At 40.2% G+C, this 22,942-nt stretch carries 24 protein-coding genes and 1 riboswitch; of the genes, 17 read left to right on the forward strand and 7 right to left on the reverse strand.

Going from position 1 to position 22,942, the window contains the following annotated elements; all coding sequences use genetic code 11:
• Positions 1-2: 2 nt before the first annotated feature.
• Complete coding sequence (locus ACFSY7_RS16875; RefSeq protein ID WP_380148798.1) at positions 3-1,019, forward strand: 5-methylcytosine restriction system specificity protein McrC; 1,017 nt, start codon at positions 3-5, stop codon at positions 1,017-1,019.
• 35 nt (positions 1,020-1,054) lie between these two features.
• Here ACFSY7_RS16875 and ACFSY7_RS16880 read toward each other — a convergent pair whose 3' ends face one another.
• Positions 1,055-1,927, reverse strand: a complete 873-nt coding sequence (locus ACFSY7_RS16880; protein WP_380148799.1) for a YitT family protein — start codon at positions 1,925-1,927, stop codon at positions 1,055-1,057.
• Between the two features lie 312 nt (positions 1,928-2,239).
• A riboswitch (SAM riboswitch) is annotated at positions 2,240-2,345 on the forward strand.
• A 95-nt stretch (positions 2,346-2,440) separates the two neighbouring features.
• Between ACFSY7_RS16880 and ACFSY7_RS16885 the strand changes: the two genes are divergently transcribed.
• From ACFSY7_RS16885 to ACFSY7_RS16905, 5 genes are all read left to right on the forward strand, one after another.
• Positions 2,441-3,466, forward strand: a complete 1,026-nt coding sequence (locus tag ACFSY7_RS16885) for a methionine ABC transporter ATP-binding protein (protein ID WP_380148800.1) — start codon at positions 2,441-2,443, stop codon at positions 3,464-3,466.
• A complete protein-coding gene (locus tag ACFSY7_RS16890) occupies positions 3,456-4,118 on the forward strand; it encodes a methionine ABC transporter permease (RefSeq protein ID WP_380148801.1) in 663 nt (220 codons plus the stop codon). Before ACFSY7_RS16885 ends, ACFSY7_RS16890 begins: the two co-directional genes overlap by 11 nt.
• 12 nt (positions 4,119-4,130) lie before the next feature.
• Entirely contained in the window at positions 4,131-4,985 is an 855-nt protein-coding gene (locus ACFSY7_RS16895; RefSeq protein ID WP_380148803.1) for a MetQ/NlpA family ABC transporter substrate-binding protein, read from the forward strand.
• Positions 4,986-5,005: 20 nt separating this feature from the next.
• Positions 5,006-6,205 (forward strand): M20 family metallopeptidase, encoded by a 1,200-nt coding sequence (locus ACFSY7_RS16900; protein ID WP_380148805.1) that lies wholly within the window; start codon positions 5,006-5,008, stop codon positions 6,203-6,205.
• Between the two features lie 216 nt (positions 6,206-6,421).
• The gene (locus ACFSY7_RS16905) at positions 6,422-6,808 is read left to right on the forward strand and encodes a hypothetical protein (RefSeq protein ID WP_380148807.1); all 387 of its coding nucleotides are present in this window, start codon (positions 6,422-6,424) and stop codon (positions 6,806-6,808) included.
• Positions 6,809-6,851: 43 nt separating this feature from the next.
• On the opposite strand, the gene ACFSY7_RS16910 is transcribed toward ACFSY7_RS16905, so the two are convergent.
• A complete protein-coding gene (locus ACFSY7_RS16910; RefSeq protein ID WP_380148809.1) occupies positions 6,852-8,546 on the reverse strand; it encodes a methyl-accepting chemotaxis protein in 1,695 nt (564 codons plus the stop codon).
• Between the two features lie 151 nt (positions 8,547-8,697).
• Between ACFSY7_RS16910 and ACFSY7_RS16915 the strand changes: the two genes are divergently transcribed.
• Positions 8,698-9,303: a YdcF family protein gene (locus ACFSY7_RS16915; RefSeq protein ID WP_380148811.1), complete on the forward strand. Its 606-nt coding sequence runs from the start codon at positions 8,698-8,700 to the stop codon at positions 9,301-9,303.
• A gap of 122 nt (positions 9,304-9,425) precedes the next feature.
• Here the strand turns inward: ACFSY7_RS16915 and brnQ are convergent, their stop codons facing one another.
• Positions 9,426-10,769: a branched-chain amino acid transport system II carrier protein gene (gene brnQ / locus ACFSY7_RS16920; RefSeq protein ID WP_255411585.1), complete on the reverse strand. Its 1,344-nt coding sequence runs from the start codon at positions 10,767-10,769 to the stop codon at positions 9,426-9,428.
• 594 nt (positions 10,770-11,363) lie between these two features.
• Here brnQ and ACFSY7_RS16925 point away from each other — a divergent pair.
• Positions 11,364-11,636 (forward strand): hypothetical protein, encoded by a 273-nt coding sequence (locus ACFSY7_RS16925; RefSeq protein ID WP_380148812.1) that lies wholly within the window; start codon positions 11,364-11,366, stop codon positions 11,634-11,636.
• Positions 11,637-11,714: 78 nt separating this feature from the next.
• Here ACFSY7_RS16925 and ACFSY7_RS16930 read toward each other — a convergent pair whose 3' ends face one another.
• Positions 11,715-15,299: a right-handed parallel beta-helix repeat-containing protein gene (locus ACFSY7_RS16930; protein ID WP_380148813.1), complete on the reverse strand. Its 3,585-nt coding sequence runs from the start codon at positions 15,297-15,299 to the stop codon at positions 11,715-11,717.
• Positions 15,300-15,427: 128 nt separating this feature from the next.
• On the opposite strand from ACFSY7_RS16930, the gene aac(6') reads away from it, so the two are divergent.
• From aac(6') to ACFSY7_RS16955, 5 genes are all read left to right on the forward strand, one after another.
• Positions 15,428-15,865 carry an aminoglycoside 6'-N-acetyltransferase gene (gene aac(6') / locus ACFSY7_RS16935; protein WP_380148814.1) on the forward strand — a complete coding sequence of 146 codons (438 nt, stop codon included), beginning with the start codon at positions 15,428-15,430 and terminating at the stop codon, positions 15,863-15,865.
• A 183-nt stretch (positions 15,866-16,048) separates the two neighbouring features.
• Positions 16,049-16,315 carry a hypothetical protein gene (locus ACFSY7_RS16940; protein WP_380148815.1) on the forward strand — a complete coding sequence of 89 codons (267 nt, stop codon included), beginning with the start codon at positions 16,049-16,051 and terminating at the stop codon, positions 16,313-16,315.
• A gap of 205 nt (positions 16,316-16,520) precedes the next feature.
• Complete coding sequence (locus ACFSY7_RS16945) at positions 16,521-16,985, forward strand: DUF6985 domain-containing protein (protein ID WP_380148816.1); 465 nt, start codon at positions 16,521-16,523, stop codon at positions 16,983-16,985.
• A complete protein-coding gene (locus tag ACFSY7_RS16950) occupies positions 16,982-17,422 on the forward strand; it encodes a DUF2247 family protein (protein WP_380148817.1) in 441 nt (146 codons plus the stop codon). Before ACFSY7_RS16945 ends, ACFSY7_RS16950 begins: the two co-directional genes overlap by 4 nt.
• Before the next feature lie 41 nt (positions 17,423-17,463).
• Positions 17,464-17,589 carry a hypothetical protein gene (locus ACFSY7_RS16955; RefSeq protein WP_380148818.1) on the forward strand — a complete coding sequence of 42 codons (126 nt, stop codon included), beginning with the start codon at positions 17,464-17,466 and terminating at the stop codon, positions 17,587-17,589.
• 133 nt (positions 17,590-17,722) lie between these two features.
• Here the strand turns inward: ACFSY7_RS16955 and ACFSY7_RS16960 are convergent, their stop codons facing one another.
• A complete protein-coding gene (locus tag ACFSY7_RS16960) occupies positions 17,723-18,898 on the reverse strand; it encodes an aminotransferase (protein ID WP_380148819.1) in 1,176 nt (391 codons plus the stop codon).
• Positions 18,898-19,398 (reverse strand): Lrp/AsnC family transcriptional regulator, encoded by a 501-nt coding sequence (locus ACFSY7_RS16965; RefSeq protein WP_126991770.1) that lies wholly within the window; start codon positions 19,396-19,398, stop codon positions 18,898-18,900. Before ACFSY7_RS16965 ends, ACFSY7_RS16960 begins: the two co-directional genes overlap by 1 nt.
• A gap of 261 nt (positions 19,399-19,659) precedes the next feature.
• Here ACFSY7_RS16965 and ACFSY7_RS16970 point away from each other — a divergent pair, with 261 nt between their 5' ends.
• Positions 19,660-19,809 (forward strand): hypothetical protein, encoded by a 150-nt coding sequence (locus ACFSY7_RS16970; RefSeq protein WP_186439540.1) that lies wholly within the window; start codon positions 19,660-19,662, stop codon positions 19,807-19,809.
• A 38-nt stretch (positions 19,810-19,847) separates the two neighbouring features.
• Here the strand turns inward: ACFSY7_RS16970 and ACFSY7_RS16975 are convergent, their stop codons facing one another.
• Positions 19,848-20,714, reverse strand: a complete 867-nt coding sequence (locus ACFSY7_RS16975) for a hypothetical protein (RefSeq protein ID WP_380148820.1) — start codon at positions 20,712-20,714, stop codon at positions 19,848-19,850.
• A 239-nt stretch (positions 20,715-20,953) separates the two neighbouring features.
• Here ACFSY7_RS16975 and ACFSY7_RS16980 point away from each other — a divergent pair, with 239 nt between their 5' ends.
• The 3 genes from ACFSY7_RS16980 (at position 20,954) to ACFSY7_RS16990 (ending at position 22,909) form a co-directional block, all read left to right on the forward strand.
• Positions 20,954-21,676 carry a hypothetical protein gene (locus ACFSY7_RS16980; protein WP_380148821.1) on the forward strand — a complete coding sequence of 241 codons (723 nt, stop codon included), beginning with the start codon at positions 20,954-20,956 and terminating at the stop codon, positions 21,674-21,676.
• A 73-nt stretch (positions 21,677-21,749) separates the two neighbouring features.
• Positions 21,750-22,529: a TatD family hydrolase gene (locus ACFSY7_RS16985; RefSeq protein ID WP_380148823.1), complete on the forward strand. Its 780-nt coding sequence runs from the start codon at positions 21,750-21,752 to the stop codon at positions 22,527-22,529.
• A 71-nt stretch (positions 22,530-22,600) separates the two neighbouring features.
• Entirely contained in the window at positions 22,601-22,909 is a 309-nt protein-coding gene (locus tag ACFSY7_RS16990) for a DUF3243 domain-containing protein (RefSeq protein WP_139992948.1), read from the forward strand.
• Positions 22,910-22,942: the final 33 nt, after the last annotated feature.

Consider the following 22,942-nt stretch of genomic DNA (forward strand, 5'->3'; position numbering starts at 1 on the left):
GGATGATTCCAATTGCGAATATTTATTATATGCTGAGCTACAGTGCTGGTATTTTGCCAGAACAGGGTGAGCGTTTTGTGACAGCGTCGAATGATGAGGCACTTGTGGAGTTATTTGCACAAGCCTTTGAACGCCGATTGACGCCAGTTGTAAAGCGTGGATTTTATAAAGAGTATGTAACAACAAAGCAAGAAACGACTGCACCACGCGGCAAAATTTTAATGCGTGAAACGATGCGTCTTGGCCATAAGCCTCGTGTTGTGAGTGAGGTAGACCACTTTTCAGTCGATATTTTGCATAATCAAATTATACGGGCAACATTAGTGAAATTAATTCATGACGGCTCATTGACGCGGCAAACGACAACAAAATTAACGCGTCAGCTGCGCTATTTTCAAGAAATCACACCCATTCGTGTCACAGCGCAGCATTTTGAGAATTTAACATTTCATCGTCAAAATCAAAATGACCGCATGCTGCTAGATATTTGCCGCATGATTCATTTATATACGATGATTGATGAGGTAGACGGGCGACTGCGCTTTATTGATTTTGAAAAGACGCATCGTATGCATGAGCTATTTGAGCAGTTTGTCCGTAATTTTTATAAGCAGCATCTACATGACTATCAGGTGTCACGTGAATATATAGATTGGCATGTTGGGCGTGTTGTAAAGGGAGACCGTTCACTCATTCCAAAAATGCAGACGGATATTTGTTTGACGAATGAGGCGCGAAAAATCATTATTGATACGAAATATTACGAGCATACGCTCATGACGACGCGTTACGGAGCAGAGCGCGTACATGCGCAAAATCTGTATCAGCTCTATAGTTATTTAGAGAATGCTGAATCTCGGCCCATGATGGCGGGTATGCTGTTATATCCGCAGGTCGACGAACCAGTTGATTTAGTTGTCGAGTTAAATGGCTATCCGTTAACCGTCGCAACCGTCGATTTAAATGTGCATTGGTCTGTCATTCATACGCGTTTAATGCAATTAATTGAACGCATTTAAAAAAGAGGAATTGCATTTGCAATTCCTCTTTCGTCTTAGTGAATATCTTTTTTCTTGAAATTCCCGCCCTTAACTTCGGCTGTGTCATACACAGTAACGAAGGCATTTGGGTCTGTTTCAAAAATAATTGATTTCATTTTTGTATCTTCCATACGGTTAATGACGCATGTTACTTCTTTGAACATTTCATTTGAATAGCCACCATAGACCTCTGACAATGTCGAACTACGACCAAGACGATCGCGAATCGTTTCGACAAGTAAATCAGGGTCCTTCGTAATGACTTTATATGTTTTCGAGCCGCTCAGACCTTCTTCAACGATATGAATTACTTTTGAGGCGATGAAGTATGCTAGACCAGAAAGAATCGCACCTTCAAGACCGAATACTGTTGATACGAGAATGAAGACAAACATATTTAAAAATAAAATTAAATCACTCGTACCAAATGGTAGCTTGCGCGCTAATAATACTGCGAGCATATCAATACCATCTAGTGCACCACCGTTACGTAGTGCAAGACCCATACCAAAACCTAAAATGATACCACCGACAACGGTAATTAATAACGTGTCCCCTTCAATAATTGTATCGACATGGTGGAGTATAATTGTTCCGATTGCTAACGTTGCGATCCCTAAAATTGAATAGAGTGCAAAACTTTTACCAATCTGCTTATAGCCTAGCCAAATAAAAGGAATATTAATAATTGCGATTAACGTGCCAAGCGGTAAGCCGAATAATTGTGATAGTACGATACTAATACCTGTAACGCCACCATCGGATACGCTATTTGGAATTAGGATTGCTTCTAGTCCATAGGCCGCAATCAAAGCCCCGATAATAACCATTAATCCTTTAAATAGTGTTTTCTTAAAACTCTTCTTTTTTGTTTTTCCTTCTGCCATAGAATCTCCTTCACTTTGCTACAAATTGTTGTTCTATTATTATTTTATAAAAAATTAGACTCAAATGTATAATTATAAGTATTTTTTTCACGATTTTTTTTAAAAGTCTACTGAATGACAAGGATATAAATACGAGTTTTACGTTATTTCAGTGAGTAATTGTCTATTTTCAGTAAAAAAATGAAATCGTTTTCTTTTTAACGACTATAATTTTCTTATTTTCAGAAAAAAATATTTTTTCAGTAAATTTATTGACAAGTAATTTACTAGGGTTTATGATGAAACCAATCAAAACAAACAATAATTACATAGTTCTTATCAAGAGAGATGGAGGGACAGGCCCGGTGAAATCTCGGCAACAGCTTTTTAAAAAGTAATGTGCCAAATCCTGCAAGTAGTTTCACTTGGAAGATAAGAGTACGATTTTAACACCTTTCGTTTCTCTTTTATTTCGAGAAGCGAAAGGTTTTTTTGATGTAACTTACGTCTAAGAGGGAGAAGGTAGATGCTTAAATGATTGAATTTTCAGATGTTTCAAAAATATTTAAAGTGAAAAGTCGTGAAGTGAAAGCGGTGCAAAATGTATCATTGAAAATTGAAAAAGGAGATATTTTTGGCGTCATCGGCTTTAGTGGTGCGGGAAAAAGCACGCTACTACGCATGGTGAACTTATTAGAAAAGCCAACAGTAGGTACAGTCAAGGTGCATGATACCGATTTAATGAAGCTTTCACCTAAAGAATTACGTGGTCTACGTCGCAATATCGGTATGATTTTTCAAAATTTTAATTTGATGACCTCACGCACGGTTGCTGGCAATATTGCCTACCCAATGAAGCTTGAAAAAGTGCCAAAAAAGGAAATTGAGCGTCGTACAAAAGAGCTGTTATCCTTTGTCGGCTTATCAGAGAAGGCAAAGGATTATCCGGAGCAATTGTCTGGTGGTCAAAAACAGCGTGTTGGTATTGCACGAGCACTAGCAAATAACCCGGACATTCTCATTTGTGATGAGGCAACATCGGCACTTGATCCGGAAACAACAGCGGATATTTTAAAGCTGTTAAAACGCGTCAATGCAGAGCTTGGTATTACAGTGTTATTAATTACACATGAAATGAATGTCATCCAAGAAATTTGTAATCGTGTGGCAGTCATGGAAAACGGTTTTGTGATTGAATCGGGGGATGTGTATGACGTATTTACAAACCCGCAGCATCCAACGACACAGCGCTTTATTCAGTCGGTGAATCAGGATAGACCGTCTGAGGCAATTTTAAAAGAATGGCGGGAAAATGGCGGCAATCATTTATATCGTGTGTTATTTAAAGGCTCGACGACACATACGCCATTATTATCGGAGATTACGCAAAAATACGGCGTTTATTTCAATATTCTTTATGGTACGGTCCGAGAATTGCAACAGCAGATGTTTGGCAATCTACTTGTTTCCTTTGAGGGCGATGAACGAGCGATAAAAAAAGCTATTTCGGAATTACAGCAAATCGTAGAGATGGAGGAGGTGGTTGTGCATGAAAGTTGATTGGGCATTATTTTGGCCGCGTATTTTAGAAGCGACAGGTCAAACGATTTACATGGTGCTACTAACATTAATTTTTGGCGCTATTATCGGCATTGTAATTGGGTTACTACTTTATGTGACACGCGAAAATAATATTATGGAAAGCAACGTCGTCTTTACCATTTTAAATATTCTCGTTAATATTATTCGCCCCATTCCATTTATTATTTTCCTTGTGGCGCTATCACCATTAACGCGTATCGTGATGGGAACGACGATTGGCACGACAGCGGCGATTTTTCCGATGACCATTGCGGCAGCCTTTAGCATTGCGCGTGTTGTCGAAAATAACTTAATTAGTATCGACCCAGGTGTTATTGAAGCAGCGAAGGCAATGGGTGCGAGCTCTTGGCAAATTGTGTTCACTGTCTTAATTCCAGAAGCACTTGGACCATTAGTGTTAGGCTTAACCTTTGTGACGGTTGGTTTGATAGACTTCTCAGCAGTTGCCGGCACAGTAGGCGGCGGAGGTCTTGGACATATTGCCATTACATACGGCTATCAGCGCTTTGATACGAGTGTCATGATTGTAACGGTCGTTATCTTGATTGTGCTTGTACAATTAGCGCAGTGGCTTGGAAATACGGTATCGAAGAAAATTTTAAGAAGATAAGGGGATTAAGAGATGAAAAAATTAGGATATGTATTAGTAACAGCATTACTTGTCGTTGTATTAGCAGCGTGTGGGAAATCAGATGACGCTGCAGATAAGACCGTGAAAATCGGTATTAGTGGCTCAGATGGCATGCAGTGGCCATTACTAGAAGAAAAATTAGAAAAAGAAGGCATCCATATTGAATTTGTTGAATTTGAAGATTACACATTACCAAACAATGCATTAGCACATAAGGATATCGACATTAATGCATTCCAGCACGTATCATTCCTTTCTTCTTATGTAAAAGAAAGTGGCAATGACCTAGTACCATTAGCATCAACCGTATTTGCACCACTTGGCTTGTACTCAGAAAAATTAAAAGATGTAAAAGACATTAAAAAAGGCGATACAATCGCGATTCCAGATGATCCATCAAACCAAGCACGGGCACTAAAATTATTAGAATCAGCTGGCTTAATTGAATTAAAAGCAGATTTCGGCTTATATGATGATGCATCAAAAATTACAGAAAATCCATTAGAGCTAGACATTAAACCAATGGTGGCACAGCAAACACCGCAAGTATTACCAGACGTTGCGGCAGCTATTATTAATAATGGTATCGCAGGCCAAGCAGGCTTATCACCAGGTGAAGATCCACTTTATCGCGAGGATGAGGCAAGTGATAATATTAAACCATATATTAATATTTTTGCCGTTCGTGCAGAGGATAAGGATAATGAAACATACAAAAAAATCGCTGAATTATACCAAAGTGAAGACATTCAAAAAGCTGTAAAAGAAGAAACAAAGGGCGGCCAAAGCATCGTTGTTGAGCCGCAGGAAGACTTATTAAAAACATTTGATGAATTAAAAAAATAACCATTTAGGAGGTTCTAATCATGCAGACAGTACTCAGTAAGCAACAACGTATTACGCAGTTCATTGACAAACAGCAGGCGCGGTATATTTCTATCAGTCAGGCCATTCATGCGAAGCCTGAAATCGGCAACGAGGAATTTTTCGCGAGTGAGCAACTCGTGACTTTGCTTAAGGAAAATGGCTTTGATGTACAGACAGCCGTTGCAGGTCATGAAACATCATTCTATGCAGTAAAGGATAGTGGGAAGTCCGGTCCGACGATTGCGTATTTAGCAGAGTATGATGCGCTGCCAGGATTAGGACATGCTTGTGGGCATAATTTAATTGGTGTCATGAGCGCAGCGGCCGCGATTGCGCTGAGTGAAATAGCGGAGTCAACAGGTGGGAAGGTTGTTGTTCTTGGGACGCCTGCAGAGGAGGGGGGTCCAAATGGTAGTGCGAAGGGAAGTTTTGTAAAGCATGGCTATTTGGAAAAGATTGACCTAGCCCTTATGCTGCACCCATTCGGTATTACGATGCCAACGACAGATTCACTTGCAGTTGACCCGATTGATTTTCATTTTTACGGAAAGTCAGCACATGCAGCCAGTGCACCAGAGGAAGGCATTAATGCATTAGATGCGGTGATTCAGCTTTACAATGGCATCAATGCGCTACGTCAACATGTGGCAGCTGATGTGCGGATTCATGGCATTATTACAAACGGTGGAGACGCACCAAATATTGTGCCAGACTACGCCTCAGCGCGCTTTTATATTCGTGCAAACTCATGGAATCGTACCGCTGAAACGGCTAAAAAGGTCGAAGCGATTGCCGAAGCGGCCGCACTTGCAACAGGTGCGACGGTGAAAATTGAACGCTTCCAAAATGAGGTGAAGGATTTAGTCGTGACGCCAGCAGTTGATGCAGTATTAAGTGAGCATTTGGCCGCAGTTGGTGAAAACGTCATATTAGATAGTGGCAAGTCACTCGGTTCAACAGATGCCGGTAATATTAGCTACGAGGTTCCAACAGCACATGGCTATTTGAAAATTGGTGATGAAGCACTTGTGCCGCATACACCTGCCTTTCGTGAAGCGGCAAACTCGGACTATGGCTATGGCGCACTGATTCGCGGCGCAAAGGCATTGGCGCTTACCGGGCTAGACTATCTTGAGCAACCTACATTATTAGCGCAAGCAAAAACAGCACATGCACAGGCATTAGTAGCAAAACAATAACTCACGAATTATGCAGTAGAGATCTAAAAGACACTTTCAATGTATAAATATTGAAAGTGTCTTTTGATGTGTAAAATAGTAAAGAGAATTTTAGCCAACTTTAAGAATACAAAAAAAGCGACTGATCCAAACCTATTTAAAAAATTGACAGCATGGTAGAAAAGGAATGAAGACGGGTATAAAAGAACGTAACATAAAAAAGAAAGGGTGTGCAAAATGGGCAGTCCCACAGCAATGTATGCAGTTAGGTGTGACGACAATACATGGATGCAGACGCAAAGAATTTCAATTTTTAATTCGGGCAATACGGCAGAGTTTCGCGCGGAGATTTGTCGGCAGTTACGCGCCAATCGCTATGCGGTGATTCACTATTCGGATGAGCTCGTTATTTTAGTGGATGAGCTCGCAGCTTACAAGGAACATCAACCGATTTGGTCAATTTGTCTACAAAATGGTACGCAAATGGATATTCCCGGAACCCTTTTCTTCTCGCGTACAAGTCCGACAGATCGAGGGGTTCAACTGATTAATATTCGTGCATCGGATATTTTTAATATTCGTTGCTTTGCGAATATTTGTTTTAAAGGATGGACACAAGATTAAAAAGCAGGAGCCACGTCAATCGCGTGATTCCTGCCTTTTTTAATTATTGAATTTTAAAGAAATGCATTTCACGTAATAAGGATTCTGCGCGCTGTGATAGCGATTCCGCGGCGGCGGTTACTTCCTGCATTGAAGCAAGTTGCTCTTCAGACGCAGCGGCTACGCTTTCTGAGTTGCCAGAAGCATCTTGTGATAGCGTCGCAATTTGTTGCATCGCATCGACGATATGCGTTGCTGAGGCAGACATTTGCTGTGCAACGGCTGTAATGTCCATAATTTGACCAGAAATATGGACAACCGCTTCATTAATTTTATTAAAGCCAGTACCAGCTTGTGAGACAGCCTTCATACCGGCAGACACATCTTCAGAGCCACGCGTCATCGCCACAACAGCTTGTTTTGTATCACTTTGAATCTCGGCAATTAATTTCGCAATATCATCGGCAGATTGTTTCGATTGCTCTGCAAGGTGACGCACTTCATCTGCAACGACCGCAAAGCCCTTACCATGCTCACCAGCACGAGCCGCTTCAATCGCTGCATTGAGTGCTAGTAAATTTGTTTGATCTGAGATGTCGGTAATGACACTCACAATATCAGCAATCGCCGCCGAACGGTTATTTAATGAGTGAATACGTTGTGCTGTATCATTCGTTGAGGTGCTAATTTGACTCATCTGTGTAATGACCTGCTCGATAGATTGCTGTCCGATTTGCGCGATTTGTGTCGCATTGTCCGATAGCTCCGCAACTGAATGTGTTGCTTCGGCAACGCGGGATACACCAATTGACATTTCTTCTAGTGCACGTTTATTTTCATCAATATATTCCTCTTGCATGCGCGAGCCTGATGCCACCTCTTGAATCGATGAGGTGATTTGTTCGGTTGCTTTTGATGTTTGGTCCGAGCTCGCCATTAATTGCTCAGATGACGACGCCACATGCTCACTACTTTCTGATACCGTTTGAACGAGTCCACGTAAATTTTCGACCATTTGATTAAAGGCTGTCGTTAAAGCACCCACCTCATCTTTTGAACGGATATCAAGTGTAGCTACAGTTAAATCACCATTTGCGACACGCTGCGTTGCTTCTGTGACGCGCTTGATAGGCTCACTCATAATGCGTGCAAAAATCATACTTGCAAGCATTGCTGCAATGATTGCAATTGCTGTTAAAATAATCATAAAAATAAATACTTGTGACGTATGCTTGTTATTTAGCTCATTTTGCTTCTCCATATCCTCCGCTACTTTTGTTGCATATGTTTGCGCAGTTTTCATCATTTCTTGCCCAACAGGGTAGACCTTCATTTGCCAATAATTAATCGCTTCTTTTTCTGTACCACCATTTTTCACTAATGTATTCATGTCATCGAATTGCGTTTTAAAATCATTATTTAATGCTAATAAATGGTTCATCGTATCTTTGTCTTGCTGCTTAGTAATAAGTTGTTGCGACGTATGTAGACGTGTATCAATTTCATCTTTTGCCTTATTAAATTCTTCCTCATTTTTAAGTGCTGTTGATACAATCAAGCCACGCACGGATAATGACTGCTTCACAGATTCACTAACGACAACCTGCATATTATTGCGGATTTGCCCTTCGTTATCAATTAGTTTTGAATACGAATCCGTTGTTGAGTGTAAGGAGTAAATGGAATAACTAATCAATGCGCCAAACGCGATTGTAATACTTAATAACACAGTTAAAATCTTTGCTTTAATGCTTTTCATACAAACCCTCCATTCTTTTTTTGAAAATTCAATTTATTATATATGAATAAAAAGAATCGGTCTATAGCAATCTTTTTGGTGGGTATTTTACTCTATTTTATTCACTAAACAATGACTTAGTATCTAATTCAAAAAAATAGGAAGCAACTTATTGCAAAAAAATACGTACTATGAAGAAAAGGTAGGGGATTTGATGAAAAAATGGATTATTGGTCTACTTGTGGTCGTAGTCAGTATCGTAGGAGTGCTATTTGCCTGTGTCATGAGTGGTGCTAAAACGACAGCTAACGGACAAGCGAATTATATGATTATTTTAGGGGCCAAGGTGAAGGCGAGCGGAGAACCTTCATTAGCATTGAAAGAGCGCTTAGATGCGGCGGTACCTTATTTGAAAAAATATCCGCATGTGAATGTCATCGTCTCTGGTGGTAAAGGAGCCGATGAGCCGCAGTCAGAGGCAGCAGTAACGGCCAATTATTTAATCGCACATGGAATTGAGGCGACGCGTATTGTCAAAGAAGATGAGTCGATGTCAACGACAGAAAATCTGCGCTACTCAAAAAAATTATTACCAAAAAATGAGACAGCGATTACGCTCGTTTCCAACGATTTTCATTTGTATCGTGCCGGCTATTTAGCGAAAAAAGAGGGCTTAACGGCCGATAGAGTGGCGGCAAAAACGCCTGAGTCCGTTACCGTACAACTGCATATTCGCGAAATGGCCGCTGTCGCAAAAACATGGGTAGTAGGTGAATAAGGAGAAATCGCTAACAATAGCGATTTTTTTGTACAGCGAAAAACCGGAACCACGCCATAGCGCGATTCCGGTTTTTTTAATGCTCGATAGGAGATACGTATGTCAAGGCTTCCAATACGTGCTTATGCTTTTTTAAAAAGTGTGTAGACGTAGCCAAGTAATGCGCCGACGAAAGCAGGAACAATCCAGCCAAGTCCTAAGCTATAAAATGGCAGGAATTCGGCATAAAATGCGACGATGCTATCAAGGAAGTCGAGCTGTGCTGCTTTTACATTCGGAATTAATGCCGTATAGGCATCCATAATACTGATGAAGAATGTAAAGAACATTGCGGTCGCAAATACGGCACGACGCGCTTTAAATAATGGTGCACAAAGCGCTAAAAGAATTAATACAATGGCAAGTGGATATAAGAACATTAATACCGGTACAGAGTACGTAATGATATTATTTAAACCAAAGTTGGCAATTGTAAATGATACGGCACATAAAATGAAGACGTACCATTTATAGCTAATACGCGGGAATACTTCATGGAAAAATTCACTACATGATGTGATTAAGCCGATACTTGTTTTTAAACAAGCAAGCACGATGATGATGGCGAGTAAAATGGCGCCAAATGAGCCGAAGTAATGATCTGCCACTGCTGCAAAAATAAGTGCCCCATTTTCAAATGAGCCGATTGTGCCAACACTCATTGCACCCATATACGTAATGAAGCCATAAATGATACTCATTAGAAGAATGGCGAAAAGACCTGCTTTCCATGTTGTGTTAGCAATGGCTTTTTTATCGGTAATGCCTTGTTGCTTAATCGCATTGATGACAACGATACCAAAGGCTAGTGACGCAAGCGCATCAAGCGTGTTATAGCCTTCTTTGAAGCCGCTAATAAAGGCATGGTCGATATAATCACCTACAGCGCCCTGAAATGAGCTCATCGGCTTAATTACACTAATAATAATTAATACGAATAAGAAAATTAAAAAGGCCGGTGTTAAATATTTACCGATATAATCCATGATTTTTGCGGGATTTAATGAGAAATAATAAACGATTGCAAAAAAGATAAAGCTAAATAATGCTAGAAATAATGTCAGATGTTCTGGTGCGATAAACGGCTCAAAACCAACTGTGAAAGGTACAGTCGCAGTACGAGGAATCGCAAAGAATGGACCGATTGTTAAATAAAGTGCAACAGAGAATACAAGCCCAAATATTGGGTGTACGCGACTACCAAGGTCACGCAGACCGTTACTACCTGTTAGGCCAATTGCTAAAATACCGAGTAATGGTAGTCCCGTTGCGGTCACGAGGAAACCGATTAATGCCGGCCAAAAGTTTTCGCCGGCCATTTGTCCAAGCTGAATAGGGAAGATTAAGTTCCCAGCACCGAAAAATAGCCCAAATAACATCGTGCCAATTAGTGCGTAGGTTGAAAATGAAACATTGTTTTTACTCAAAAGAGTGCCCTTCTTTCTATAAAAGATTAGATACATACAAAGCGAGATAGATAACAGAAGGTAAGGTATGTCCTAAAATAATAAAAAGGAATCGCTACAATACGCAATTCCTTTGGACATAATATGTCTAATTTGCCTCGTCAACAGCACTATAACATTGAAAGAATACATCAACTCGTTCAATAGCACTTCAATAACGTACAATCATACGCATTCCTTTTAACGGTAGACAGCCGGATACGCTTACTGAAATTCAGCGAATCTTCTCGGAGAGGATTTTCAATCAAATCGGTACACTGCCTTTCACCATTTCAGCAGTTCTCTGTGCTACCTATCGGATGTACTCGTTCTCGTCAATGAATTTGTATGCTCTATGTTGTGAATTATCGTAACAAACTGATAATTCTATGTCAATAGTCATTTTATGTCTTTGAGAAAAAATAATAGGTCCAAAATCCTGCAAATTATTTTTAGGAAAAAATAGTGGGTAATAAGACCTTTTATTATAAAAAATATTTATTTAATAATGCTTATATGATAAATTAGTATCAGATAAAAAATACTATAATCGACTTGAGAAGAAGGAGTATGAAAATGATGAAAAAATGGGTATTTGCATTATGTGGCGTGGCTCTTGTGACAGCTACACCATTGACAGCAAGCGCAGCAACTGTGGAAGATCAAGCAGTCGTTGTTGAAACAAAAACAGAAAAAGTGACATGGAAACCGATGAGTGATAACGCTGCTGCCAAAACGGATGAGGTAGCGATTACACCGGATAAACCGGCTACAACGAAAAAGACGACGAAGAAAAAAGCAGCGAAAAAGAAAAAAACGACGAAGAAAAAATCATCAAAGAAAAAATAACCCTTTCTCTTAAGTCGTGGCTCTATAAATAAAAAGTAGGTAGCGCAATGAGCGATACCTACTTTTTTTAATACATTATTATTCTTTTGATTCCCAAAGCATTAAATCATCTTCGGTAATCAGTGTTTTATCGACCAGTGGATCTGATTGTTTCGCAAAGCGGTAATCGGTATTTTGAATCGCTTTTTGGACGATATTACGTACAAGGCCCGCATTGCCAAATGTTTCATCGCGGTATTCATACGCATTCATTAAATAAAATGAGAGTGCGCGTAAAGCCTGCTCGGAATAGTGATAGCCAGATTGCTGTGCCATTTGTGTCGCAATAGCCAGCAACTGTTCCGGTGTGTAATCAGGGAAGTTTAGCCAATCACGGAAGCGGCGCTGTAACCCTTCATTTTGATTAATAAATTGGGTCATTTTTTCGGGGTAACCGGCGATAATAACGACCATTTCATCGCGGTATTGCTCTAAATAGTTTAGTAATGTATCGACGACGCGCTTGCCGACGTCTTCATTGCCATATTGAGCGAGCTGATAGGCTTCATCAATAAATAACACACCATGGCGCGCTCGCTGAATATAATGTTGCGTGAAGCGCTCGATATCCCCGACATGTGGCCCGACGAGCATATCACGTGTTACTTCAACTAATTCACCACGTTCCACAATACCGAGTGCCTCATAAATTTTCGCGATAATGCGTGCGACGACCGTTTTCCCAGTGCCAGGATGTCCTGTTAATACAAAATTCGTCATTAAATGCTCGACACCTTTGTGCTCATCACGGTAGTAACGTGTCAGCTCAATTAGCTTAGTAACGGATTGCTTCACATTGTCTAGCCCAACGAGAGTGTATAATTCATCGAGTGCCTCTTGTAGCATGTCCTCTTGAATAGGAACGGTGAAATCGCGCTTTTGTGGGCTTGCCACAACGGTTTTTACATCATCAATCGTAATCGTTGAGAGCAGCTCCTTCGTCCATAATGTACGATCGATGTCCATACAGCGTAGCTTTTGAGCAGTCACCATTTTTGCGACATCATTACGAACAGTCCGAGCATTGGCAAAATAGCTATCTTTTTTACGCCATAAGCGAATAAATTCCTTTAGTAGCGCCTCTTTTGCACGCGCATCAAGCGTTCGTTTTTGCTGCGTTAGCATATTATCAGCAATCTGTACCATTTCTTCCGGTGTATAATCTTCAAACTGGAAAAACTGTGTAAAGCGACTTTCAAAGCCTGGATTGCTTTTTAAAAAATGCTGCATTTCCTCAGGATAACCCGCCGCAATAACGACAAATTCCCCGCGATGTTTTTCCATTGCCTCCAATAGCACTTCAATTGCCTCAGAACCAAAATCCTTTGAGCTATGACGATTTGATAGCGCGTAGGCTTCATCAATGAATAAAATACCACCCATCGCCTCATCGATTTTCTCCTGCGTTTTTGGTGCCGTTTGCCCGATATAAGGACCAACTAATTGCTCGCGATTTACTTGCACAACATGCCCTTTTTCGAGTAAGCCAAGCTCCTTATACAGCTTGGCTAAAATATGGGCAAAAGTTGTTTTCCCTGTCCCAGGGTTACCATATAATACCGTGTGACTTGCAATTGTTTGAATCGGGTCATCAAAGCCAAGCTCTGCCACTTCGGTATTAAACTGCGAAATACGTACAAGATCATGGAGCGATTTTTTGATTTTTGGTAAGCCCACTAATGCATCTAACTCTTTTAAAGCACTAATTTCCTGTGTTTTTGGGGTACTAATTTTAAAGCGTACAGGGCCTGTAGAGGCAACCGTTTCACCTTCTTTTAAATAGTTACCGCGCGTATTGCCAGCGTAATCTGGCGTAATGAGTTGCACCGCTGTGGCGTCTTTTTTTTCGTATACCCCATACTGCTTATTATGCTCGAAGCGGCTATCTGTCACCGTTGCACTCGCATTTGAGTGAATGTAGAGACCATTACGCTCCGCATATTCTAAAATACTGCCGGTCATTTGTAGTGCCGCCATGCTCGCTACATAAATATTGTCATAGCCACTCGTCCGAATTGTCGTATGTTGTAAAATACTATTGCTATTTTCTTTTAAGATGACGCCGTATTCTTTCGCATCACTTAAACGGCTATTTGCGAGCGTCAAATCGCTATCATCGAGTGAAATATTACTATAGCCATTGAGCGCAATATCACAATTATCAATCGTTGCAACACTGCCTTCCTTTAGCCACACACCATGTTCAGTATTACGTTCAATCGTTGAATTTTTGACATGTAGCGTTGATTGACTACCGCCAACACCAGGATAACGACATTCGGAAACTTTACAATCATCCATCTCGATTGTGGCTTGCTCACGTGCCCACACACCATTTTGATTGGCCTTTGTTAGCGTACAGCGCGTCATCGTTAGGCGACTACTTTTTTCCACAATTAAATGCGAGGCTTCCTGATTATTGAACTGACAATCGTGGATATTCGCTATTGCGCGGTCCTTTAACCACACACCGCTTTGTAAGCCATCAAAAAAATCACATGTCTCCATTTCAATTTCGCTCGTCTCCACACCGACTGCTGGGTATTTATTACGGAATAGTTTTGACTGCTTGAGCGTTACTTTACTATTATCTGATATCCATAGCCCATTTTTAGCGGAATCATGCAATGTACAATCAATGATACTGCCATCACTATTAATAAAGCATACATTTGATCCTGCATTATGATTGAAATCACAGCCTGTCACATGCGCAATCGAACGCTTGGAAATATATAGCCCATCTGATGCGGAATGGTCAATGCGACAATCCTGTAAATTAATCATAGAATCAGCAAGCTCGATATTGGCATAAATATTATGCCCAATCGTACAATCAAGCACCTGAGCCTTCGATTGATCTTTCATCCAAATGCCACATTGATTGGAATTTAGTAGCTGTGTCTGTTCAATAAAAAGTTGACTATGCGCGATGCTAATATTTGGCTTCGCATTATTGGATAATTCGCTTCTTGTAATGCTAATCACACTTTGATTTAGTGCCCATAGGCCAGCACCATCCTGACTATTTTTCGAGATGCTATCAGATAATGTGGTTTTAGTGCCGTCTACTTTAATGTTCGATTCGGCGGAGCGTAACACTTTCGAGTGATGCACTAATAGCTCACCATCAATTGTTGAAATACCAAACTTTTTACAGTCTAAAATCGTACTATGTTCAACTGTGACAGATGCTTGCTGACTATAAAGTCCAATGGTCGCTCCATGAATGGTCGTACTTTGAATGATCGTTTGCGCCTTCGTAAAAATACCGTAGTCCCCACCACGGATTTGACATTGCAAAAATGTCGTAGGTGCAAAAATGTCAAGAGCGTTAGCTGCAGTAGGTTCAAACGTACAATTTGCAAAATACGGCGTGCCTTGTTCGACTGTCACAGTGGAATGGAAATGTATATTTTCAAAGCGCACATTGGCCTGTACGCGAATCGGTTGTTTAAAAATAGTTGCTTGTCCGCGGACACGGATGTTTTTCGCAATAGTTACTGGTTCTTGAAATTGTCCTGTAATGTCGATTGTATCGCCATCTACCGCTACTTCTAGTGCAGCGGCAATGGTTTTGTAGGGAGAAAAAGATTCTGTTGATACGATTAATGTTTGTCCCACCGTTGCTCACCTCATGTTCTTCAAATACGTCTAATCTTTCTATACCCCAACTTAATTTTAACGAAAACATGGTTGCCTTTTTCATATAGGGGAAACAGGTAGTATATCCAAACGAGGGAGGAAGTAAAATGATTCGTCAAGCAGAAAAAAATGAGGCCATGCGTGTCGCCGAGCTTGCGCTACTACTATGGCCAAACAATGATTTAGCAGCATTTACAAAGGAATTTAAAACATGGATTGAGGATGACGAAGCATTGATTTTACTCGCGCTAGATCAAGATTATGCAGTTGGCTTTGCTCAGTGTCAGCTGCGTCATGAGTATGTGGAGGGCACCGATTCATCTCCTGTTGGTTATTTAGAGGGACTATATGTTAAGGAAGCGTACCGCATGAAAGGCATCGCGAATGAACTCGTGAAGAGCTGTGAGCTTTGGGCTAAGGATAAAAAATGTCGCGAGTTTGCGAGTGATTGTGAGTTATCAAATGATGCCAGCATTAGAATGCATAAAAAGCTAGGTTTTACCGAGGCCAATCGTATCGTATGTTTTACAAAGACGCTGCGTTAACTGACGATGAACAGAAAAATGACTCATATGAAATCGTTTAGGCGCTCAGGAAGCGGGTTTTGACTACAACATAATTGAAAATAAGTGCCAAAATCCAGCTATTTTCATACGAAAAAATAAGCAATTACTAAATAACGTGTAAAAAGCTGTCAATGAAAATTTTTATTTACGATTTTTCATCAAATGATCATTATTTTTAAGCAATGCAAAATACGGATTTTAACCGATAAAGAGCTAAAACGAGGCTGTTTTGGCGCTCTGCCGGGTGCTTTTGTGCTCAAAAATCAAGATGGAAACAAAAATGATGTCATTTATTTAACGCACACGAAAATGTGTCATTATAAAGCACTGACAGCGAAGAAAGGGGGGCTTATAAATGCCCGAAATCGCATAAAATGGGTCGAAAATCGTCCTCTATGGGGTGTTTTTCGCCCGTTTTTAATTACTTGAATGGACAAAAGTTAGTAATTATCGCCAAAAATTTACTATTTATTTTTGATAAAATAGAATGTAGGCAAATAAATACGACTTTTATAGCGCTATTTTCTTAGAAATGACGCATATTTAAAATTAAGTCGTATCTAAAACACGCTATCTGAGGTAATCAGTTAGTTGTGATTGTTTATTTCAAAATAAACCAAAGGGGATACATAGAATGATTAAAAATATTAGAGACTATGATGGTGAATTCGAAGCAGATGCGTATATCAATTTATTTGAAAAAGAGATTGAAATTCATTTTGAAAGCGAAGAGGATATTGCCTATGCAGAACTGTGTGTGGCGCATTTCAACACACTAAGAGAAGAACAGATTACACAAATTTGTGAGGCAGCTATTCGTTATTGCAATGAGTTTTTAGAAGAGATTGATGAGGAGCCGCAAATTTTTGCAACGCCGCGCGATGTATTAAAAGAAATCACACCACGTGGTATGCAAATTACACAGCCAGCAGACCGTAGTGTACCGATTATTGATTTAGAATTAGATTGTAGTTGGGAAGAGGAACATGGTATGCAGTGGGTTATTCGAGGCGATAAGGTGCTATATGTAGGTGCCTATGAGGGTGTAGATCCCGAGGGAGACTGCGGTGCAGGGGAAGATGGGAATTATATCGTATGACAAATGAACAATTATTATTTTCAGATGAATTATTCGTCATGCCAGAAAATCCGCTATCCTTAGCGATATCGTACGAATTTTTAATGGAGCATATTACACTAGACTGGGATAGGCTTTATTTTGGTTTAAAAAGTGCGTATATTCCACTAGATTATGCCGTGAAAAAGGCGCTAGAAGAAGTGTCTAGTGGTGAACAGTCAGATACAGTGCTCGCACTTGCTTCTATTTTTAAGGGCGAGGATGCATTAGCGGCACAATACGTAGAGGATTTAGTGGCGGAGCACGTCATTTCACGTGCGCTACTAACGGATGAAACGCATATGCTACGCTGTAAAAATCAATTTCTATATGTAGCAATGCTTTGGCTATATGAAAACCGCGATGACTATAATCAATCAATTTTGAAGAACCCTTTCAGCCGTTTGAGTATAATTTAAAGGTCTATGACGTATTATATGATTTTAAATTGCCTTCGCTTGTGGCAGAGGAATTTTACCGTTTCACGATTACGTATCAAGTGACAGCGGACAATAAAAAAGGCTATCTCACCGCGTGGGAGCAGTTTTTAAGCGAACAAAAATTAATCGCAACACAAAGAGGCTGAGACATACGTGTAAAAAAACAACTGCTCCTATAAGCATAAAAAAACCGGAATCGCGCTGTGGCGCGGTTCCGGTTTTTCGTTGCGAACGCTAAAAAAGGAACATGACGTATTTTGTCACAGTCTCTTTCATGCATTATTTTTCTAATGATTCGACGAAGCGTTTAATGCGTGTTACCGCTTCTTGTAGATTTTCAAGTGATGAAGCATATGAGCAGCGAATATGTCCCTCGCCACTTTCTCCGAATACATCACCAGGTACAACGGCTACTTTTTCCTGTTGTAATAACTGCTCAGCAAACTCCTGTGAGCTAAGACCTGTTGATTTAATCGACGGGAAGGCATAGAATGCACCGCCAGGATTATGACAGCTAAGGCCCATTTCATTAAAGGATTCGACGATAAAGTTACGACGACGACGGTAGCTTTTGACCATCATGTCGACTTCGGGGCGACCGTTGCGTAGAGCTTCAATGGCCGCATACTGTGCCATTGTCGATGCACACATTAATTGATATTGGAATACTTTTAGCATCGCCTCTGAAATTTCCTGTGGTGCACAAACAAAGCCTAAGCGCCAGCCAGTCATCGCAAAGCCTTTTGAGAAGCCATTGATTAAAATCGTACGCTCGCGCATATTATTGATTGCCGCAAAGCTCGTATAGTTTTCGTCATAAGCAAGCTCCGCATAAATTTCATCCGAAATCACGAGTAAGTCATGCTTGATGGCATATGTGGCAATGCCTTCTAAATCAGCTTTTGATAGCATCGTACCGGTTGGATTATTTGGTGAACAAATCATAATCGCTTTTGTACGTTCAGTTGTCACCGCTTCTAATTGCTCCGGTAAAATTTTGAAGTCATTTTCCTGTAAAGCCTGTACCGTCACCGCAGTCCCGCCTGCAAGCTCGACAGTCGGTACATAGGATACGAAGCAAGGCTCAACAACAATTACTTCATCACCCGGATCTAAAATCGTGCGCATCGCAATATCGATGGCAGAGCTTGCGCCAACGGTTACGATGACTTCATGTTCTGGATCGTATGTAACATCAAATTCATTATACATATACTGTGCAATTTCTTGGCGTAGTTCAAGAAGTCCCGCATTTGGTGTATAGGCAGTGAATCCTTGTTCGAGTGATCGGATGGCTTCTTCACGTACATGCCATGGTGTCACAAAATCGGGCTCACCAACACCAAGTGAAATAACACCCTCCATTCCTGCTGCTAAGTCGAAAAATTTACGAATACCAGATGGCTTCAGCTCGCTCACCATTTTGGAAACATAGCTTTTTCTAGATGTAATCATTATGGAGACACCACGATTCGTTTATCTTGATTGCCAGCCTCTAAAACTGTGCCATCGTGCTTGTATTTCTTTAAAATAAAGTGCGTTGTTGTTGAGATGACGGAATCAAGTGTTGATAATTTTTGTGACACGAAGTTTGCGACCTCATTCATTGATTTGCCTTCAACGATAACGGATAAATCGTAGGCACCTGACATCAAGTAGACAGATTGCACTTTGTCGAAGCGGTAAATGCGCTCTGCAATATCATCAAAGCCAACACCTTGTTTTGGTGTTACTTTGACATCGATCATTGCGCGTACACCTGGGTGCTCTTCAATTTTTGTCCAGTCAACAAGGGATAAATAGCGTACAATAATTTTTTGATCTTCTAATTTTTTGACAGCAGCTTCAGTTTCTTCTAATGTATACCCGACCATTTTAGCTACATTCGCTAAATCCATACGAGCGTCTTTTTCTAAGATTTCAACAATTTCGATTTCTTGTGCTGTAAGTTTCATAAATTGCCCTCCAGTGATGATGAGAAAAGGTGCTCTCATCCATAATATCCGAATTTTTACATAAACTATTTGAATTATCACATAATTCGAATGTATCTATTTTACAATAGACAACGTATAAAAGAAACGCTGTATTACAACAAAATGTTGCGAATTCGTGGAAAATGATATGAAAACAGAAAAATTACGGACGAAAGGCTAGAACTTGTAGTGCGCGTTGCTGTTTCATCTGTGTTACAATCGCACATGAGGTGAGGCGTTATGCGCTGTGGAACGAAGCGATTTACGATTGAATATGAACAGGATGGAAAGCGTCAAACGACCGAAGTGCAGGCGCGCACGATGGCAGAGGCACGTAAGCAAGTGCGAATGACATGTGGCGGCAAGGTCATTCAAGTTAAAACAACGTAAAAAAGAGGAGGGATCCTATTAGGGTCCTTCCTCTTTTTTTATAAAATATTTTTAGCCATCACAATAACGGCAAATAAATAAAAGCCACAATACATAATAATCGCGTAAAAGTAATGCATACTGAGCTTATGATAGCGATGCTCATACCAAATATAAACGGCGATGTGAAGCGTAATCAGGCAAAGGAAAATTGCTGCATTAAACATTGTCGCAGCCGAAATATACGCTAAAAAGATAATGGCTCCCACAACGAGAATGACGATTGACCAAAGTGGCGTTTTCAGGAGTGTGCGTTTTGGAATATCTAGACGATGACGTAACCATGCGGATACACCAGCATTTAAAAGAATTAAGACAAATAAGGCGACAAAAAATAGATTGGGTGTTTGCGGGAAGAAAATATCATATAATTGCTGTTCTTGTGCTGTATTCGCAAAATCATAATAGTGTTTTTTGTCGACATCGTATAATACGGCATGAGGCTCCGCTAATAATAGCTGATAGCGTTTTTGCTCTTTTTTGTCATTCATCATAATGAAGTCCATCCAGGCCTCGCTACGTGATGGGGCGCTTGTTGTTGTCGCATTTGCTACAGCCTCGTTCACCTGTTTAAGCGTTTTGGTGTCGGTGATTTTTTGGTTCGTAAAATAAAAAATAGACGGCTTCGCTAAAAATTGATCATTAGGTGCGTTGACATGAGCTGCTGAATAAATCGTCGTCGCAGTGATTTTGTCAGCTGTTGCGGTTTTTGCTATCCATTGTGGCACGTAAGTCATAGATAGAATCGGTACTAAGGCAATTGCCACAAACGCAACGAGATAGACGATTTTCTCTGTTTTTAAAAAATAAAATATGGCCACAAGAGAAGCAAGGCCAATAATAAGAACAATCAGTAATTCAATCATATATCGAAAAAATCCCCTTTCTATTCCATAGTATGATGATAATTAACAATAAGTTCAAATAATTTTTTGACGCTTTTTGGGAAAGTGCGTTTTGCCAGTAGACATCATAGCTTAGAAGGTACACATTTTTGTTGTAAATTATCTAGGGTAATTGGCTGCTTTTAGGCCTTCGGTTTTAAGTCCTTCAAATACGAGAATAATACTACTACAACTATTTTTAGCGAAAGGGGCTAGTAACGATGAGAATCAGTGTAACCGAGGCAGCGAAAGCTTTAAAGTTAACGACTGAGCAAGTGATTGAGCGATGTGAAGACGAGCGCTTATTTGCAATTCAGGAAAATGGCATCTGGATTCTCGATAGTGATTATTTAGCAGAAACCTTTCCTGCAGAGGTGTGGGTATTTCCAGATCCTACACTCGGACCGGTAGCAATCTTTATTGCCAGCGAGGAAATTCGTTTATTTTATAAAATGCATCAAACGAGGGAGAGCTATTTTGACGAGCATTATGACACCTTAAAAAAAGAGTATCATATAGAGCAGGAGCCGTTTACAATGGCAGATGTCGTGTGGGAGGACATCGAAAAATATCCGGATATGGTGGATGTCGCCTATTATAGTAAAGAATTTTGCGAGGAGCAGCATTTAGAGTTTACCGAGCGCTATCCACGGATGTATCGGGGCTATCCGATTGAGACATCGGAATTTGTCGATTTATTTTTAGAAGAGGAAATGATGACAACCGAAAGCTTTGTGCTGAGTGAGAATTTTATCGGCTTTGAAAAGGGCTATCGCCTGTACCGCGTGTTAAAATACGGGGATTCTTTTATGCCAGGGTTATTTATGGAAATAGCATTTGAACAGCAGAGCCTGCGTGAAGTGACGTTCCTTGGCACGAAGCAGCAAATAATTGATAACTACAAATTAACAACAGAGCAGGCGAATGAACTGGAAGATTTGTAGGAAACAATATCATTGTATAACGGCATATAACATCGTATGATAAGGATATTGTTTAACGAAAAGGACTGACAACATGATTGATATTGGCTTAAATTTAACGGAAGATCAATTTTTAGGAAAAGAACGTGATGTACTGACACGCGCACTAGAAGCGGGTGTCAAACAAATGATTTTAACAGGTGGTAGTGTAGAAGGTAGTGAGCGTGCATTAGCGATGGCGAAGAAGCATGAGCATGTATTGTTTTCAACAGCTGGTGTGCACCCACATGATGCGAAAACATTTGATAATACGTCTGCGGAGCGTTTACGTGCCCTTTATAAAGAACCACAAGTGATTGCGGTTGGAGAATGTGGCCTTGATTTTGATCGCAACTATTCAGACCCGGTGGACCAATACCGCGTATTTGAGACACAGCTTTCTTTAGCTGAAGAAAATGATTTACCGATTTTTTTACATGAACGTGCAGCACATCGCGAATTTATCGATGTCATGAAGCAGCATCCAGCGCTTATTGAACGTGCAGTTGTACACTGCTTCACGGGTGATAAGGAGCAACTTAAAAATTATTTAGATTTAGGCTTTCATATAGGTGTGACGGGCTGGGTATGTGATCCAAAACGCGGTACGGAATTACGTGATGCACTACAATATATGCCACTAGACCGTCTCATGATTGAGACAGATGCACCGTATTTAATTCCAAAAAATTTGAAACCGAAGCCCAAATCACGTACGAATGAACCAATGTATTTACCGCATATCGGCCGTGAAATTGCGGATATTATGCAAGTAGAGGAAACGGTGTTTTTTGAAACAGTTGCGAGCAATACAAAGCGATTTTTCAAACTATAATGTTTAATTAGATAAATAAAGGGCATCCTAATACATGTACTAGTACAAACTATTTCAAGTAGGTTCTAGCAATGGATGAAAATTTAAACCAAGTAGATAAAAAGTTAAATAATTTAACTCCCGAACAGAAGCAAAAAATCTTAGATGATTTTGAAGATTTCAAATCTTATTTAGGTAAGCAAGTATCACGTGGTGAAAAACTTGGATTGAGCGAAGAAACGTTAGCAAAAGGTGCTAAATTCGTCGCAGAACATCTAGCTAAAAATGAAGATCCGCAAAATAGTGAGCAAAATTTACTGCAAGAGTTATGGAAAGTTACACAATCAGATGAAGAAAAAACAACACTTTCGACATTACTTGTGCGACTCGTTCAACAATAAATTATCTTGAAAAAACCAGGTGTCTTTTAGCAG

It is taken from the genome of Kurthia populi, assembly GCF_042686175.1.
Taxonomy (GTDB): domain Bacteria; phylum Bacillota; class Bacilli; order Bacillales_A; family Planococcaceae; genus Kurthia; species Kurthia populi.

Excerpts from the sequence above, each read along its gene's own strand:
- ACFSY7_RS16875 (WP_380148798.1), top strand. The coding sequence starts at position 3 with ATGATTCCAATTGCGAATATTTATTATATGCTGAGCTACAGTGCTGGT.
- ACFSY7_RS16880 (WP_380148799.1), bottom strand. The coding sequence starts at position 1,927 with ATGGCAGAAGGAAAAACAAAAAAGAAGAGTTTTAAGAAAACACTATTT.
- ACFSY7_RS16885 (WP_380148800.1), top strand. The coding sequence starts at position 2,441 with ATGATTGAATTTTCAGATGTTTCAAAAATATTTAAAGTGAAAAGTCGT.
- ACFSY7_RS16890 (WP_380148801.1), top strand. The coding sequence starts at position 3,456 with ATGAAAGTTGATTGGGCATTATTTTGGCCGCGTATTTTAGAAGCGACA.
- ACFSY7_RS16895 (WP_380148803.1), top strand. The coding sequence starts at position 4,131 with ATGAAAAAATTAGGATATGTATTAGTAACAGCATTACTTGTCGTTGTA.
- ACFSY7_RS16900 (WP_380148805.1), top strand. The coding sequence starts at position 5,006 with ATGCAGACAGTACTCAGTAAGCAACAACGTATTACGCAGTTCATTGAC.
- ACFSY7_RS16905 (WP_380148807.1), top strand. The coding sequence starts at position 6,422 with ATGGGCAGTCCCACAGCAATGTATGCAGTTAGGTGTGACGACAATACA.
- ACFSY7_RS16910 (WP_380148809.1), bottom strand. The coding sequence starts at position 8,546 with ATGAAAAGCATTAAAGCAAAGATTTTAACTGTGTTATTAAGTATTACA.
- ACFSY7_RS16925 (WP_380148812.1), top strand. The coding sequence starts at position 11,364 with ATGATGAAAAAATGGGTATTTGCATTATGTGGCGTGGCTCTTGTGACA.
- ACFSY7_RS16940 (WP_380148815.1), top strand. The coding sequence starts at position 16,049 with ATGATCATTATTTTTAAGCAATGCAAAATACGGATTTTAACCGATAAA.
- ACFSY7_RS16945 (WP_380148816.1), top strand. The coding sequence starts at position 16,521 with ATGATTAAAAATATTAGAGACTATGATGGTGAATTCGAAGCAGATGCG.
- ACFSY7_RS16950 (WP_380148817.1), top strand. The coding sequence starts at position 16,982 with ATGACAAATGAACAATTATTATTTTCAGATGAATTATTCGTCATGCCA.
- ACFSY7_RS16960 (WP_380148819.1), bottom strand. The coding sequence starts at position 18,898 with ATGATTACATCTAGAAAAAGCTATGTTTCCAAAATGGTGAGCGAGCTG.
- ACFSY7_RS16965 (WP_126991770.1), bottom strand. The coding sequence starts at position 19,398 with ATGAAACTTACAGCACAAGAAATCGAAATTGTTGAAATCTTAGAAAAA.
- ACFSY7_RS16970 (WP_186439540.1), top strand. The coding sequence starts at position 19,660 with ATGCGCTGTGGAACGAAGCGATTTACGATTGAATATGAACAGGATGGA.
- ACFSY7_RS16975 (WP_380148820.1), bottom strand. The coding sequence starts at position 20,714 with ATGATTGAATTACTGATTGTTCTTATTATTGGCCTTGCTTCTCTTGTG.
- ACFSY7_RS16980 (WP_380148821.1), top strand. The coding sequence starts at position 20,954 with ATGAGAATCAGTGTAACCGAGGCAGCGAAAGCTTTAAAGTTAACGACT.
- ACFSY7_RS16985 (WP_380148823.1), top strand. The coding sequence starts at position 21,750 with ATGATTGATATTGGCTTAAATTTAACGGAAGATCAATTTTTAGGAAAA.
- ACFSY7_RS16990 (WP_139992948.1), top strand. The coding sequence starts at position 22,601 with ATGGATGAAAATTTAAACCAAGTAGATAAAAAGTTAAATAATTTAACT.